Origin of the sequence: uncultured Campylobacter sp., from assembly GCF_937996225.1 — a bacterium.
In the GTDB taxonomy this organism is placed as follows: domain Bacteria; phylum Campylobacterota; class Campylobacteria; order Campylobacterales; family Campylobacteraceae; genus Campylobacter_B.
The window spans coordinates 1-16,622 of sequence record NZ_CALKTC010000058.1 but is presented as its reverse complement, the minus strand read 5'-3'; the positions used below and the strand labels follow the sequence as shown (position 1 = coordinate 16,622).

Below are 16,622 nucleotides of genomic sequence, written 5' to 3'. Positions count from 1 at the left end.
CCTAAATTTTCTGCGGCCCAGCGCGCAAATTTTCGGTCCATAAAGTCAAACGCGACCTTGTCCGCCTCGCGCTCCAGCTCGTTTAGCCGCGCGCACGTCGCATCGATGTTTAAAAGCAAGTAATTATAAAATTTCTCATCCCCCCTCATCTGCGCCTTTAGCAATCGGTGCAAAATGAGATCGGAATAGCGCCTAATCGGGCTTGTAAAGTGCGTATAGTTATCAAATCCGAGCCCGAAATGCCCGCGCGATTCGGATCCGTACTCGGCGCGCTTTTGAGCCTTGATGATGAGCTTATCGACCTCCTCGCGGATCCCCATGGCATCGGCTTGCGCTTGGATTTCGCCGATCATTTTGGCAAGGTTACTCTGATACGGCGCGTCGATGCCGAACAGCGCCAGATCGTCAAGCAGAGCGTAAATTTTTTTAAGCTCCGCCGAGCCGTGATTTCTAAAAACACCCCGCTCGATGCGCGCTGCAGCGGCTTTGTTGGCTAGCAGCATACAATCCTCGATGAGCTTGTGCGACGGAGTGTCGGTCTCAAAGCGGGTGGAGTTTATAAAACCACGCTCATCAAGCGTGATGCGAAGCTCCTTGGTGCGGAAATCAAATCCGCGCTTCAGCCTCGCGCGGCGCAGTCGCTCGCAAATTTCATTAAGCGGCAAGAGCCAGCTTAAAATTTCAGGCTCAGCTGCTTTCTCAGTGCGTAAAATTTCATCGACCTCGTCGTAATTATAGCGGCGTTTTGATCTTATAATCGCTTCGAAAAGCTCCTCTTTTTGCGGGTTTAAATTTTCATCCAAAGAAATTTTAAAAACAAAAGCCAGCCTCGGCAGATCAGGCATCAGCGAGCAGATATTTTCGCTAAGCTCGCGCGGTAGCATCGGCACGGATCGGTGCGGGAAATAGATCGAAAAGCCGCGAAATTTCGCCTCCTTATCGATCGGCGAGTATTCGCTCACGTATTCGCTCACGTCGGCGATCGCGACGTAAAGCGTGCGCTCTTTTACGTCAAAATAGATCGCGTCGTCGAAGTCCTTGGCGTCGATGGGATCGATGGTGCAAAAGGGCAGATGCTGCAAATCCACGCGCTGCGGATACAGCGCCCCGTCCACTTCGCTGCCGAAGCTCGCGGCCTGCTGCTTGCACGCTTCGTTAAATTCGTCGTTTTTATCGTAGATCGCTAAAGAAATTTTCTCATCGACGAAGGGATCGGCTAGGTTTCCGATCACCTCGGTGATTTCGTTCGTTAGATTATCGATCTTTAAAAGGGTGTCTGGCGGCAGTTGCTTTAGCGATTTTTGCGTGGCTTTGAGCGGATTTGCGAGTCCGGTTTTGACGTTCACGCCTAAAATTTCGCGCCCGAAGCTTTTGGTATAAACCACGCTCGTTAAAAACGCGGGCTTAACGCACATCAGCACCTTTGCGTGCAGGCGGGACTTTTTTGAGCTTAAAATTTTTGCTAGGATAAGATCGCCCAGATGCACGCCGCTTAAATATCTGTTTTCGATGATAAGATCTGCCTTGAAGCGATCGTCGAAGCTTTGCAGATAGCCCGTGCCGTCGCGCGCGATATCGAGCCTGCCGAAAACATAGCCGTCGTTTAGGTAGAGCTTGCCCTTGTGCGCGCTGATAGCGCCGATATTTAGGAGGTTACGCACGAGCTCCTTTTGCTCGCCGCTAAGATCCTTTTCAAATACGCCCGAGTTGAAGGCGCGCAGAAACTCTTTCATATCGAAATTTCACCTTTCGCCTCTAAAAACGCTTCCTGCTCGAAGCCGAACTCGACTAGTAAATTTAAAGCGTTATCGATGCTAAGCTCGTCGAAGTGATGGTAGATATTGACCGCGGTTTTGGCGATCTTTAGCATTGCATAGCGGGATTTGTTCTCAAAAGGCGCGTCATCGGGGACGTTTGAATACAGCGCGTCCTGCGCGATCTGCTCTAGCCCGAAATGCGCAAATAGCGCGTGCGAGACGCTTTCGCGGTTCGTGCCGGTAAATTTCATCTCCACATCGGTAAAATCCTGCGGGAAGATCGAGCCTTTGATGGCGTGGTAAAATTCCTCCGCCTTGCCCGCCGCACACACCTGCTCGTCGATAAAAACCCGCCCGAACTCCACTAAAATCACGCTTGAAAGGATGTTTTGCTCGATCTGCGGATAGGATTTGATCCACGAAAACATAAGCAGATTTCGCAGCAGCGAGACCTGCGTGAGCTTCTCGCGGTCGATGCGATACGCCCGTAGGCTCGGCTTTAGCATCTCGTCAAATACCGCGAATAGAAAAAACGCCCGCATCTGCTCGCGCCCGTAAAGCTCGAACGCCCGCTGCAAATTTAGCGTTTTTAATGTCGCGGCGCCCTGCTCTTGTCCCCGCTCCTGCGCTCTGCCCCATTCTTGTTCCTGTTTTTGCTGCTGCGCTTGCCCCCGCTCTTGTATCAGCTCTCGTCCATGCACTCGTTCGGCTTGCGCGGAAATGCTTGAACCTAGCGTGCAATCAGCCCTTGCGACGGCACGTTGATTTTGCCGCTGCGTATCGCTTGCTGCTTGCGAGGGGTTAAATTTGAAATTCTCGCCGCTGCAGTTCGCGTCGTTTGCATCATTTGAATGATTAAATTTAAGACTATCGCCCCGCTCTGCTAAATCTGCGCCTTTTTGCTCACTCGCGGCGTCTTGCAAGCCGCATCCTATGGACTTCACAGGCTCTGTGCTTTGGAGATCGCACCGCTCATCTGCAGCACCGAAATTTTGCCTCGCGAGCCCTTCGGCGCTAAATTTAGACAAACCGCAAAATGCTAAATCTAAAATTTTATCCGCGAGGGGAGCGTTTTTTGAAATTTGCAGAGCGAGCCTGACATCCGAAACATCCGCGTCAAACGATGCTAAAATTTTTAAAATTTCATCGCTAAAGCCCGCAAGAGCGCCTATTTTTTGGGTTATAAATTTATTCATTTTAAAAAGCCGTTCAATATAAATTTTGCACAATCATATCAAATTTTAACTCAAATTGCAAAGCAAAACGCCGCCGTTACGCCAAAATTCCACTTCGGCTCACGGGCTTTTGAAGTGCTTTTTTTGCGTTTGAAAATCGCAAATTAATCCGCCCGTTTATCGTGACGGCAAACCTAAAATTTCATCCGCTGTTTTATAAAATTTTAATCCCCTTTCGTATAGAATGCATCGAAATTCCGTTTATAAAGAGCCCAATTAAAACAGAAGTTTGAAGAGCTAAAAAGACTTAAAAACTGAAAATAACTTTAAGATACTCAAACTGGTTTTTAAAATTTCATATAAATTTAAGCAGATGAATTTATATGAAATTTAATGACGAGCTAAGATATAGAGCAATAAAATATTGCTACTAAAGAAGCTCTTTGGGCTCTACAAATTTGCATATGTATTTTTATAAGGGTTAGATATGCGCAGTATAGTATTTCTTTTCATAATACCCGCTTTTTTTACCATAAGCTTTTTTGTCGCCTTAATTGCCCTCAAAGGCAAACGCAAACGTTTTTGGCTTCTTGTTTGGTTTGTCGTATTTTTCGGTGACGGATTTATAGTTTCTGCCATATTTCACTGCTACGGATATTTATACGGCAAAATAAACGTCTATGAAAAGCCCGCTATCAGAGCATATTATGCCGGAGAAAAGAAATTTGATCTAGGGTTTCCTAAAGTAAATCAATTCTCATCGCAAGATTATACTAAAGACATTGCTTTTACGATGTTGATAAATGGCAATTTGGACTATATAGATTATAGAGTTCAAGCGAAAGATAGTGCCAATAATGGTAAATTTTTTAGAATGTACGTAGATAACAATACTTCAAATAAATGCTTTATGTCGATAGATGAAGAACTAAAGGACTACTTATCCGATAAAAAAATACCTTACTCTGAATTTAAACAACTTTACGACGAGTACCACTCAAAACCTGGCGAGTATAAAGAGATATATTATGATGCTTGGTTTGATAACGAAGAGAGAAAAAAGAGTTACCCGCAGCAACAAAGAATAGTAGTGGACAAAATAATAAAAATAGTGCAAGAACGATATAGAAGCCCAAACCCTATTAATATGAACGGCAAGGTATTTACATGGGACGACTATCAAATAAAACGGGTTATAGATAGGCTACAAGACGTAGATAAAAAAATGGAATACTACAAGCAAATTTATAAAGACAAATGCATAGCGCGCAAAGAAATCTCCAAAGATGAGATAGCGCCTACCGAGCTTATAGTGGAAGATCCATATCATCTCCTAGAACCAAAGCCTAATATAAAAACTATATTCGATAATATGCTGGGAATGGGATTTAACTACGGTGGAATCATAAAAGATATAAATACGGGCAAGATACTAGCCGACAATATATACATCTATGAGTCTTATCACACTTGGATATTGCAAGCTCTAGTGAGTGCTTTGGGTCCGCAATCTGGCGGTGAGTTTTGGATGTGTAACAAAAATGAAACTAATTCAATAGAAAAGTGTAATCAAAAGATGATAGAGGAATTCTTCAGAAAGGATAGAAAATGAGAAAGTTTGAGGCACTAAAAACATATGCAGAGCTAGCATGGGAGGGATATAAGGGATTGAACAATTAACAAGCTGTGGTATAAAAAAGACTGCTATGCTATTTAGATTTAACCGAGGACTAATTCAGATCAAACAGATCCAAATATCAAATTTGCAAATTTAAATTTACTAATTGTGTGAATTTGTAAAGTAAGGTTAAATTTGTAAATTCAATAAATTCAGTATCAAACGATACTGACGAGATTTGAATTTTGCATTAAAATGTCATTGCGAAACAGAGAAACCGTTTATTAAGGCGAATTTGCAAATTCAAAACGCCTCATGCTGGATTGTTTCGACCACTTCATGGTCTCGCAATGACAAGGTTGTAGGCATTGTGGGAATTTAAATAAATTCTTGCAATAAGAGAAATTTTTTAAAAGGGATTAAAATGAGAGATTATGATAAAGCTCCGCTCATCATTAAAAATAACTTTATAATGATAATGTATGGTTTTACATTTTTACTTGTATGTAACACTATAATGATTTATATTGTATTTTTTACTGGTGTTGTCGATTGGAATAGTGGCGAGTTTTTTGAAATTTTAAAAAATGAAATGAGAAATCCAAGATTTAGCTCTGTGGTTGTAGCATTTCCAATAGTCAATATTTGGGCTTTTATTGATTTTATTAGAAAATTTAGAAAACCCGAAAAAGTATATTTATATAATGATAAAGTTTATTGGGATAAACGAGATACGACGGTAGCAAAACAAAATATTGTTTGGGTTAAAAAAAGTATTTATCCTATGATTGGTAAGATACCAGATAACTCGGTTCAAAAAATTTTTGCACCATTTGGTTTTGTTATTGCGGGATTTTTTTTGATTTTATCAAATTTGTTTGCTTGTTTAGTAAAATTATTTGCCTTGTTAATTAACAAAGATTATAAATTTATATTCTTTTGCACCATAGTTTTTTATGACAATCAAAAAAATGCCGTAAATGTCTATTTAATGACAAAGCAAGATTATAAACAAGTAAATGAATATTTATTGCAAAATTTTAATTTACAAATCGAAAATTTAGATAAAAACTACAAATTCTATAAATAGGAGAAAATTATGCCAGAAGATAACAATACTTCTAACAATTCAAATCAAGGTGTTGCTTGGTATGTCAAGCCTACTTCGGATACAATCGATTTCATAAAAGGAATTCCTGTAAATGTTTTAGCCGACCCTGATAATGTCAAGATTTTTGATAACTATGTAAAAATCAAATCAGGTGGGCTAAATATGGTTATTCCTATCGTTGATGCGGCTGGTGGCGCTATAGCATTAGGCATTGGCTAAGAGCCTTAACAAGCAAGCGTCGCCTCACTCAAAACATTTCCCTCTGTATTCACAAAAGATAAAGGAGACTTTGTTTTTATGCTCTCTAGCCACTCACCTACCTCCTTTGGAAGACCCAGATATTCATCACCATTAGCTTTCACTTTATTTTCATCCTGCGGGAATAGTAAGTAATATTCTCCGTCATCGTCCACCTTTAAATGCGCGTGGGTTAAATTCCTTACATTTGAGCTTCTTAATCCCGTAAGTAGTCCAAAGATTAAAGCGTTCTTGACGCCTATTTGGTAAGGGTAGCTCATGATATATTTTATCAACAATCTCAAATCCGCATTCGCGGAAATATATGAATAGCCTCCAGATTTAGGTATCTTATATAGGTTTTTTAATTGCGTATCGCAAAATAAAAGATTATCGCTTATACCTCTATCTCGCGCGAACCTGAATAAAGAACGGATAAAATAAAACAGATCTTTTAAAAGTGCAAATTTTCCATTCTTGTAAATAGGGTCTAATATCTGCATTATCTCTTTTTTGGTAATCTTGCCGATATCCTTATCGCTAACGCACTTTAGCCTTGATTGAAATCTAAATTGCAATTTCCTTAACGTCTTCTCGGCAAAAGCGTTATATTCGCAGTAAATTTTAAAAACACTCGCTAGCGTATTCTTTGGAGCCGCCACACCATTGGTATGGCTATTTGATATTAATTTCTTTAACAATATTCTAGCCCCTTCGAATGTTATTTCGTCGGCATCGCCTAGAACCTTGATTAGCTTGCCACCTCGCGTATAGTGATAGTGCCTGTGTGTTTTAACCGTTCCGTCTCTAGCCGGTGAGCTATAAAATTTAACGGCTATAAAATCATCTAAGACTTCGACTATAGTGCGCTTATATTGCGGCAAGATAAAATTCCTGACTACTTTGTCAGGGTCTGATTTAAAAATTGGATTATCCTTAATTTTGGTAAAACCCCCGTCATCTTTCTTCCTTTATATAGTAATTTTAGGCAGATTATAGAATTTTCTCAAAGGATTAACAAGGCAGGAGCGCAGAAAAAGCTACTATACAATTTTTTAATATATAGTAGTTTTTCTTAAAATATATGTATGAATCGATGATTTTAGTACTAAGAATTTTTTAAAAATAATTTTAAAATTCCTAAAACTAGGGCTTAAAAAATTATCTAAAAATTCAAAAAACGAAAAAATAGGGAAAATTTTATATAGATGTACGACTACCATCCACCAAATTTTCCCCCTATTTTTAGTTTTTTGATTTTTTTGAAGGCCCTGTTTTACGGCTTTTTCAAATTTTTTCAAAAAAATTTCAAATGCTAAAAACGCTAGATTATACAGGTAGTTTAAGAGAAACTACTATATATTAAAAAATGTATAGTAGCTCTTAAGCTTGTTAAACTCTTTGGAAACTTTTATAATTTGTCCTATGAAACTATATTAAATTTTAAAGGATAAGTAGTTATGAAAGTTTTTTCTAAAATTAAAGACGATCCGGCTTTTAAAACAGACCCCGATAAAGTGATCAGAAATTTTTCCCTGCCTCATCGCAAAAATACTATGGTGGAAATGATAGATGAGCATATAGCAGTTAGATTTTACCGCTCATTTAATAAAAAGGGAGAACAAACTATCCATAGGCACTATCACTACTCAATAGGCGGCAAGCTGATTAAGTCTTTAGGCAATGTAGATGAGATAAGTCTTAATGAGGCCAGAGAAGCGCTTAAAGGTTTAATAGTAGATGGTTCTACTAAACTAGCCGCCCCAAGTAATACTCTAGCGAGTGTTTACCAACAGTTTTGCAGACATAACGGCAACGTCGCATCAGCAACCTCTAAAAGACGAGATATGAGCTTTAAAGCTTTAAAGGATATTTGTGACAAAGATATAAACAAGATAAGCAAAAAGGATATTATGCCGATACTGGATTATTATTACGATAATGAGAAGTACGCTTCCTTGGAAATTTTATTCAAACTTATTAAAAGACTGTTCCGATATGCTCGCATAAGGGATATTTCTAAAAATCCATTATTTGCAGAAGAGGTATTTAAGGACTTTTATAATATACCTCGCCATAGCGAATACCCATATATAAAAGATGACTTGGATTTAACCGTACTTATTAAATTTATCATGAACTATCCTCACCAAATAGGCGTTAAGAATGCTTTGATCTTTGGACTACTTACCGGGCTAAGAAGCTCAAACGTAAGAAATTTAACTCATGAGCATTTAAAAATAGGTGATGATGGAGAATACTACTTACTATTCCCGCAAGATGAGAATAAGGTAAAAAGCAATGGAGATGAACATCTGGGACTTCCTAGAGAAGTAGGGCAATGGCTGCAAAGGTTACACGCTCATAATAGCAGCTGCCCGTTATGCTTTGCCAATACGCAAGGAGAGGTACTAAGCGATATGACTCTAGTTAAAGCGCTTAAAACCTATGCTCCCGTAATAGCTAAGAATAGACTGGTTTTTCACTCTTTTAGAAAGATACTAGAAACCTTTGCATATGAGAAAATCCATGAGAACAAGCTGGATCCTTATAGCATTGAACGTACCCTTTTTCATGCACAAAGAGAGATACAAAAGATTTATAACAAAGCTACAAATATTGAGAATACGCGTAGGGTTCTAACATGGTGGCTAGGTTATTTAAAGGGGTTGGGGTTTAAATTTTAGAAGGTAAAGGCGAGCTAAAGGAATGGCTTCTTGTGAAGTTTTATGCAGTTTAATTGCAGAGTTTTATTCTAAACCTATTGAGAAGCTTGCGCGCTCCACGAACGCGATAATCCATAAATGCTATAATGCCACAAGGAGCTTAAATTTTTATTCTTAGGTATAGAATTGAGCCTTAAGATCACATTTCTACTATGGATAGCGCCTTTAAGTCTATATGCCATGTGTTTTAGAAATTTCCGGATAAGCGGAAAGACGGTGAGATAGGGAGTTGAACGACACCTATCCGCAGTTTGTCATTCTATAGCTTACCGTAATTAACGTGTAAGCTATCTTTATTTTCTTCAAAAAAGCGCTTACTTCCTCTTTTTGTATATTACTTTATTACTACTCCTTTCCTAAGCGCTCATCCTCATTTTAGCGTATTGCTTTCTTTCGAAGCGCTCGCATTTTTAATACTGAAGGCGAGTGCTTGCGAGGATAAGGCCGCGATAGATTATATAAATTCTGAAGTATTTCCATTTTTTTACCTCTACGCTTTTTACTAGTAATTTCTTGCATATACATATTAGCTTTCATATCTTTTAATGATCGGTTTGTAGGTTGTGCTTCATTGCTCTCCAGCTCTCATGAGCTTATTTTACCTTTATAATCTTAGGTTTACCAGGTTCCTTCATTGCCTTTAGACCCAGGTTCATTAAAAAAACAACCTCTGTCTTTTAAAGCAGCTCATATCATTTTTTTGTTTTTCAGCTATATTGTTTTCATAAGGTATTTTTTGAAATACCTTATAATGTTTTTACTAAGGAAAGAGAATGTTTTATATGTTAAAAAAGCCTTTAGGCTTTTTGAAGTAGCCTTTAAAGTTTATATATTACGGTTTTTCGATGGGTTACGTTATCGGTAATGTTTTTATTGATAAGCTTTAGCTTATCAAGCATTCTTAATCTTTAGTTCCCCGCTGGCGGTTTGGGGTAATAAGAAAAATCGCAGAGGTGCGTTATAGCTTCGCACATTAATCTAAAAAGCTTCTGTTTTAACTAAATTCTAAAGATGTAACGTCTTTTTGCCCCTAGAGTTTTTTCCCTAGATAGCCTTCTTCTTCGTTTTATTTATTGCCTAAGTGCATTAAATTTAAAAAGGGGACTATCTGAAAAGCCGCGTGGAGGTAGCGCCTCCGTTAAAGGTTACGGGGCTGATTCGCTCGTCGCTAGCGGAGCTTTGCTCGTCTGCTACCGCCGTTGCGATTATTCCTTGTAGGGGTGTTATTGTATAGATGAAATTTTCTATATCTAAGTGGATAGGATAAACTTTTATTTATTTCTTTCAGGAGTATTTTTTGCCTAGTACTATATTATAAGTAGTATTGATCTTAATATATTTTTATCGCTTGTGGGGATATTATCAGTATTATGTAGTAACTGCACCTAAAATTTTTACAAAAGTTTATTATTTTTAAAGCTATAACAACGGTTTATTGCGTTCTAATAAATACCCATAAGAATTTATATTGAATAATTTTTGAGTTCAATGAAAATTAAGTGGATTTTTAGTTGCGACTATGTTTTAATACCTATAAAACCTCTTGTCAATTTTAGCAGAATACGATAGGGGTTTTTTATTAGCCTTATTTAAAGAATCGTTACACATCACGTCTATTTGCTAAAAATGCAAGAAGCCTTGATGCTTCATTCAACTTATCATCAGCGTCTTCCCCAAATAACTCTGTAGCCCAAATACGATCTATATCTCTTATAATAGGATTTTTAAGCTCCAAGAAGGAAATATTTGATAGCTCAGCTTGAATGCTTGTATATAATGTATCGGAGAGGGTGCAGAAGTTTGGAACTAATGTGGTAAGAATATCTTTCACCTCCATCTTTCGCATTCCCACCTCATCCTTGGAAGAAACCTCACATATCAGTTGATAAAATATAGTAGTCATCCAGGACGATAGAAGAATTGCCTGCTCTATATTAGCCATATTGCATACCACGAAATTAGTGGAAACAAAAAGGCATTCTCTAGAATAATATGCTCTTCCTTTTGTTCTTATAGCACGAGGAATTAATACAGTGTTTCCTGGAAAAGCACCTCTACTTTCACGTTCTAGTATGCGTTTCCACTCTAGAATAGTTTTTGAATTTCTCGTCTGTCTGCCTGTATTGATTGGTAAAGATACATAGTCTCTTAAAATTGAATCTATAATCTCCGGAGTGTTTATCGAAGAATCCAAAAATTTACTATCTCCACCTTGTATATCCACAGTATCAATGCGTGCATTACGCAAACCCAATCCTAAATTCACAAGTTCGTTGTAGCTATTGAAAAGTGAAGGATTAGAATCAAAGAAAAGCAGATCACTTCCTCCATTATTTCCTATTCCTCCTCTTTTCACAGAAAAATTATAGGTATCCATTTGAATCAATTTGAAAGATGATGCCAATTCTGATTGAACAAATGATATTGAATCTATCATATCTATATTAAGCTCTCGCCAGCCATCTTCTAAGATATTAATAAGAGTTGTTCTGTTAACTGTCTTTCCCTCTATCCCAGGAATAATTGTTGTAAAACAATTGGCAAGATTTCTACTCAACGCAGCCTTAAAAGCATCCGCATCAATATCGGGAATGTTGTCCATACTTGTTATTATGTCAATATTTTCATTTAATCTTTTTATAGAACCGATAAGCACACAAGTATTTTTTGTAACATCCTCAAAAATTCCAGCACCTGGATAGATAAAAATCTTTTTCAATCCAAATTTGGACATAAGTAATCTACGAATTATAACTGCTTCATTTCCACGAGCAATCAAATGCGTCTTTGGGAAAACACAAGCGATAGTAGTATCTTCGGGTAACAATTCTGTCAACAGTTCCAGAAACACCGCTTCTAATGGCATCTGTCCTATATTGGTTATTGCTTCCTCTTCTGTAATTCTTTGTATTGCTTGATAAAGAGATTGCTTACGGGTGATACAATTTATCCCAGCAACAAAAGGGGGATTTACAAGTAAAACTTTAGTGTTTGAAAAATATGTGGGATCCAAATCCGAAATATCATGACATGTAATATTAGGTGCAACATTAACATTTATGCTACTAGCAAAATTCAATCCAAGTCTTAAAGAGAGGAGTTCCAAAAGCTGTTGATTAGAATCATTAGCAATTATCTGATTTGACCTGAGGTTATATACTGAAATCGCAGAACTAATCAGATTTCCACTTCCTGCGGCGGGATCGCAAGTACAATCAGTTGTGTTTAAATCACCGCTAACACTATGTGCAAGGATTGCAACAATCTTAGCCAACTCCAAATCAGTAGGAACCTCTCCCTCATGCTCATGCCCTGCTGATACTATTTGGTGCAAAGTGTCGGCTATTAAGTCTCCCGTTACATTTTGATTGCCATAATTAAAAAGTTCGGTAAGCAAGGTATTTCCGACGGTAACCGTAGGATCAAATAATGTAGCGCAATAATTAAAAATCCCAGCAAAATCAACACGACTACCCTCATTGCATATTTGCTGAATATTTCCATGAAATACACGAATGTCGTGAAGATCATTCCTCCCAACATATTGGAACGAACCTCGAATATATTCATATAGCATCAAAGCGAGATTACTTTTCCATTTTGGATAATCCCATCTGACAGGTTCAATTTCATCAACAAAATTATCTAAAGTCAAAAAATAGCTATAATTATCCGTTAATATAGCATTAATTGTATCTTTAAAATAGATAGAAAGGGCATCGCATAGAGCGTTCTCGTCAACAAAAGACTGAAAATCACCTATAATTGAAAGACCTGGCTGGAGCATCTGTTGATAAGTACGTTGTCTCGCACTATCGTATCTAAATAAAATAGCCCTTTCGAGATTAGTCAGAATATAATAAGGTTTCTCCGTTAGACCTACATTACTCTGAACATATGACATTGCTTGGAATTGATACCTAGTACTGTTAATCGCCGCAGGCGTTCTTTTAACCTCAATAACACAGAGATACTTGTGAGTTGTGATATTTTCAATAACAAAATCCATCTCTAAAGATCCAGTGTATCGATGGTGTACAACTCGATAATTTCTCTCTCGTCCAAGGAGCCTAAGTGCCTCATTAAGGGCATTTTCACATATAGGATGATATACGCCCACTTCTGAATCATTGTAATTAATCACGAACTTTCCTCACAAATATTTTTTTAATTCTCTTGCAATTACCTCAGCGAGTAACGGTGGAACGGCATTTCCAACAATCAAATTCCTTCCTTGTTTGCTACTGGAAATAATCTGATATGAATCTGGGAAGGATTGTAAACGTAACGCTTCTCTTACTGTTATCAATCTGTCCTGACTATAGTGGATATTGCATCCAACATTAGGTCGATTGAAATATGTGTTAATAGTATATGATGGTTCATCAGGCAGCATACGACCATAACAAGTAGTATGCCCTCCTTCTTGCTTTAGTCTTCTAATCCTTTCTGATGGAACATCCTTTGGAATATCATTATAATTTCCTCCAGGTTTGACATATGAGCAAATATATTTGTCCAATTCACTCATCTTTGGCATAAAATGTTCCGTTACACGATCTTCTGATCGCATCTCTTGCTGATATTTATTTTGTGGCGGACATTTATACTCTACAACCTCATTTTCATCATTTATAGGCATACCCAAATCATCCAAAGCCTGCTTGACGCTTATATACGGAATTAAGCCTTTATTGGAATCTCCGTGAGTTGGAGTAGGAAAAGTAAAATATCCGTTTTTGAGTCCAACAATTATAACCCTGCGCCTTCTTTGAGGTACGCCATAGTCTGCTGCATTCATAACCTGTATTTCAATATTGTATCCAATTTCCTTAAATGCGGTCTTGAGCTGATTTATAATTTTTACACCACTTGAATTTTTTGCAGATAAAAGTCCGGTTACATTTTCAAAGACAAAGGCTTTGGGCTGAACTTCTTTCAGAATTTTCATATATTGCCAAATAAGTTGCCCTCTGGCATCTTCTACATTTCTCATTCCAGCAAGAGAAAAGGATTGGCAAGGCGGCCCACCAATAATAATATCTGCATGAGGAATGTCCTTTATCCCCACTTTACTTATATCGGCATACTTAATATGGTCACCAATATTTTTTTTATAAGTTTTGACGGCGTTTTCATTGTTATCAATAGCCCATAATATTTTATAGCCAGCATTGATAAATCCTAAATCAAGCCCACCACCGCCTGAAAACAAGCTAACAATATTTGGCATTTACACATTCTCCAGTCTGCTTGCAACTATTTTATCGTATTCAGTTGAAATTTCTTCGAAACTTATATCTGAATAGCTGGAAAGCACCTTGGTTATTTCCGATATAATTTTTCTTGAGCCAGTATCAATGAGTTCTTTTGTTAAAGTCTTTAGAATAGCCACATCCTCCTTTGAAAAGGCAAAAAAATCTGGAAAGCTTAGGTTTTCTAAGTCATATCGCTGTAATTTTAATAATCCAGCTCCATATTTTTTCCCAGAGCATTCCAATTGGTAAAATGTATAGTAATTATTTAGTAAGGCAAAGCACACAAATTCATCAATAGCAGGATAGACAATATAGAAATTGTCTCGAATAATTTTTCCAGATTTATTAATAATGAACTTCATGTCGTTTCTTACAAAATAACTGAATATTATACCGTCGCACTCAAAAAGGTTTAACCTATACCATTCATAACCCTTATTAATTTTTGTAACAAGGGTTTTTGGTTTATTCTCTTTTAAAATCTTATCTCTCCAAAATCTAAAGTAATCGTCTATACTTGCATCTTGAAGATCATTGTGACTCACAATTAATAGCTTGTCATACACCGCATTATCAGTTGTATATCCATTCACTTGCTTAGGTGATGATATAATCTCCTTTGTATATTCTTTATTACAATCGATAGTGGGATTAATAAACACAGAATTGCATCCAGTTGTCAAGCCTCTACGAATGTTGCCAATATCCTTAAATTTTTTAGTAAAGCCAATATGAAGATTCTTAGTTTCTCTAACAATGGGTACAAAAGTATTATTTATTAATTTTACATACTCTGGAATAATCAACTTCTGTTTTTCTTGTGTTTTTCTTAATTTAAGAATAATAACATCAACAAGAGTAGCCTTTTCAAAGACGTCACCAGAGATATTTATTTGACGATCAATAACACAGCTTTTATGCAAAATTTCTCTAAAACGATCACCATTTTTTGCGAATAGCCAACTTCCAGGAAATATTACTATCAATTCACCATTTTTTTTCAAAACAGAAATTGCTTTTATAATGAAATACATGTATAGGTTCGCAGTTGTTGGCAAACATGAGAAAATAGAATTTGATGACAAGATGCCTTTGCTGACACCAAGCTGTGATAATTCATTTATTTTCTCTTGTCTAACATATGGGGGGTTCATGATAACTCCGTCATACTGGTGATCTTGTTTAGATGACAAAAAATCTTCATTTTTTAATTTATATTTCTGATATTTATTCTTGCATTTTTCATACAGGGCTGAGTCTATTTCATATCCATCAATGTGGTTCCAACCATCATTTGCCAAAGCAGAGAGAAAAGCTCCTTCTCCGAAACAAGGATCAAGGATTTTAGACTCTTTATTTATAGAAAAGAGAGAGGTCATATATCTTGCGACTGGAAGTCTTGTAAATACTTGTCCTAAATCCATCTCATTTATCCTTCTTCTGTTCATTATTAGCAATGACCTTTGTTATTTCTATAAGTACGGTTGACCTTATAAATTCGCCATATGAAGCATATGTCATAAACCATGTAATCTGTTTGAATTTCACGAAATTTCTTTTCTGAAATTAGAGAACGAACTATATACTTATTTTCATCGGCAGGATCATAGTTAAAAATTCCTTTGAAGTTTTTTAACTTATCTTGAGCCTAAATTTATCCAATTTTTATTCTTTACAATTATATCATTTTATTGTATCATATTTTATATATTTAATTTCTCATTTGCTTCTTTGGTATTTTGCTGCAAACGCTGTTTGCACTCCAATCTTTTAGTGGCTACTCGTCTTTTCTAGCTGTTTCCCCCAAGTTCTAACAATTCTTACAATATCATCATCGTTAAGCTGTGAAAGCATATCTAAAATAGCTTTCATTGCTATGGGCTCATTGGTTTCTCTAAGCCACTCTATGTAAGTGCGCTCAGAAACACTTAAACGTCTTGCCATTTCTTTTTGCGTAATAGATTGCAGCTCTTTGGCTTCAATAAGCTTGTGGATTTTATATAAAACATGAGCCAACTTCATTTTCATACCTTCAAAATTTATTCAATAGCATAAGTATAGCTAATATTTCTTAAAAAATATATATAGCTAGAATTTTATTACATTATTATGTAGTAAATTAAGATAATTTTAATACATATATATGTATAATAACTATATAATAATATAGGAAGTAGATATGGCACAACACTTTTTACTATCGGCTGAAGCTCGCAAGCTATCTCTTATTAAAATCGCAAGAATGAATGACTTTCAAGCTATCGCGGCTTTTAGGCAAGTTCGTTGGTTTGAAACCAAGGGTAAGCCCGTGTGTCCTTGCTGCGGTAGTGGCGGCAAAATTTACTTCATAGCCTCTCGAAAGCAGTTTAAATGTAAGGAGTGTGCTAGCTTCTTTAGCGTTACAAGCGGCACGGTCTTTCATGGGCATAAACTACCGCTTCAGACTATACTTGCCGCCATTGCGATATTCGTTAACGCCGCGAAAGGAATTTCAGCACTGCAACTATCTCGCGACTTAGACGTTCAATACAAAACCGCATGGGTATTACTCCATAAAATTCGCGAAAGCTTAATGGATTATGATAGTTCAAGACCGTTTCAAGGCGTAGTCGAAATGGACGGCGTATATGTTAACGGCTATATCCGCCCTAGAAATAAGCTAGAAAAAAGAAGGCTCAATTAAACTTAAGCGGATTCTCTCTTATCATCTTTAATAAAATATGATAGAACTCCTTCGTAT

12 protein-coding genes are annotated in these 16,622 nt (G+C 37.0%); 5 read left to right on the top strand and 7 right to left on the bottom strand.

Annotation, left to right across the window (positions count from 1 at the left end; all coding sequences use genetic code 11):
* Together Q0174_RS06900 and Q0174_RS06895 are read right to left on the bottom strand one after the other, a co-directional pair.
* A partial coding sequence (locus Q0174_RS06900; protein ID WP_298042758.1) for a ribonuclease R family protein occupies window positions 1–1,733 on the bottom strand: 1,733 nt, incomplete at its 3' end.
* A complete protein-coding gene (locus tag Q0174_RS06895) occupies window positions 1,730–2,953 on the bottom strand; it encodes a hypothetical protein (RefSeq protein WP_298042756.1) in 1,224 nt (407 codons plus the stop codon). The genes Q0174_RS06895 and Q0174_RS06900, both read right to left, overlap by 4 nt.
* A 466-nt stretch (window positions 2,954–3,419) precedes the next feature.
* Here Q0174_RS06895 and Q0174_RS06890 point away from each other — a divergent pair, with 466 nt between their 5' ends.
* From Q0174_RS06890 to Q0174_RS06880, 3 genes are all read left to right on the top strand, one after another.
* Window positions 3,420–4,544, top strand: coding sequence for a hypothetical protein (locus Q0174_RS06890; RefSeq protein ID WP_298042752.1), 1,125 nt, complete (start codon window positions 3,420–3,422; stop codon window positions 4,542–4,544).
* Between the two features lie 430 nt (window positions 4,545–4,974).
* Complete coding sequence (locus tag Q0174_RS06885; RefSeq protein ID WP_298042751.1) at window positions 4,975–5,640, top strand: hypothetical protein; 666 nt, start codon at window positions 4,975–4,977, stop codon at window positions 5,638–5,640.
* A 9-nt stretch (window positions 5,641–5,649) separates the two neighbouring features.
* A complete protein-coding gene (locus Q0174_RS06880; protein WP_298042749.1) occupies window positions 5,650–5,880 on the top strand; it encodes a hypothetical protein in 231 nt (76 codons plus the stop codon).
* A 5-nt stretch (window positions 5,881–5,885) separates the two neighbouring features.
* On the opposite strand, the gene Q0174_RS06875 is transcribed toward Q0174_RS06880, so the two are convergent.
* On the bottom strand, window positions 5,886–6,782 hold the full coding sequence (locus Q0174_RS06875; RefSeq protein WP_298042748.1) for a hypothetical protein: 897 nt from the start codon (window positions 6,780–6,782) through the stop codon (window positions 5,886–5,888).
* A 576-nt stretch (window positions 6,783–7,358) separates the two neighbouring features.
* Between Q0174_RS06875 and Q0174_RS06870 the strand changes: the two genes are divergently transcribed.
* Window positions 7,359–8,585: a tyrosine-type recombinase/integrase gene (locus Q0174_RS06870; protein ID WP_298042745.1), complete on the top strand. Its 1,227-nt coding sequence runs from the start codon at window positions 7,359–7,361 to the stop codon at window positions 8,583–8,585.
* Between the two features lie 1,639 nt (window positions 8,586–10,224).
* Here the strand turns inward: Q0174_RS06870 and Q0174_RS06865 are convergent.
* The 4 genes from Q0174_RS06865 to Q0174_RS06850 all read right to left on the bottom strand — a co-directional run bounded on the left by Q0174_RS06865 (window position 10,225) and on the right by Q0174_RS06850 (window position 15,904).
* Entirely contained in the window at window positions 10,225–12,768 is a 2,544-nt protein-coding gene (locus Q0174_RS06865) for a BpuSI family type II restriction endonuclease (RefSeq protein WP_298042742.1), read from the bottom strand.
* Window positions 12,769–12,777: 9 nt separating this feature from the next.
* Window positions 12,778–13,857 carry a DNA cytosine methyltransferase gene (locus Q0174_RS06860; protein ID WP_298042739.1) on the bottom strand — a complete coding sequence of 360 codons (1,080 nt, stop codon included), beginning with the start codon at window positions 13,855–13,857 and terminating at the stop codon, window positions 12,778–12,780.
* Window positions 13,858–15,306, bottom strand: a complete 1,449-nt coding sequence (locus Q0174_RS06855) for an N-6 DNA methylase (protein WP_298042737.1) — start codon at window positions 15,304–15,306, stop codon at window positions 13,858–13,860.
* Between the two features lie 346 nt (window positions 15,307–15,652).
* A complete protein-coding gene (locus Q0174_RS06850) occupies window positions 15,653–15,904 on the bottom strand; it encodes an XRE family transcriptional regulator (RefSeq protein ID WP_298042735.1) in 252 nt (83 codons plus the stop codon).
* Window positions 15,905–16,061: 157 nt separating this feature from the next.
* Between Q0174_RS06850 and Q0174_RS06845 the strand changes: the two genes are divergently transcribed.
* The gene (locus Q0174_RS06845) at window positions 16,062–16,565 is read left to right on the top strand and encodes an IS1595 family transposase (protein WP_298042733.1); all 504 of its coding nucleotides are present in this window, start codon (window positions 16,062–16,064) and stop codon (window positions 16,563–16,565) included.
* Window positions 16,566–16,622: the final 57 nt, after the last annotated feature.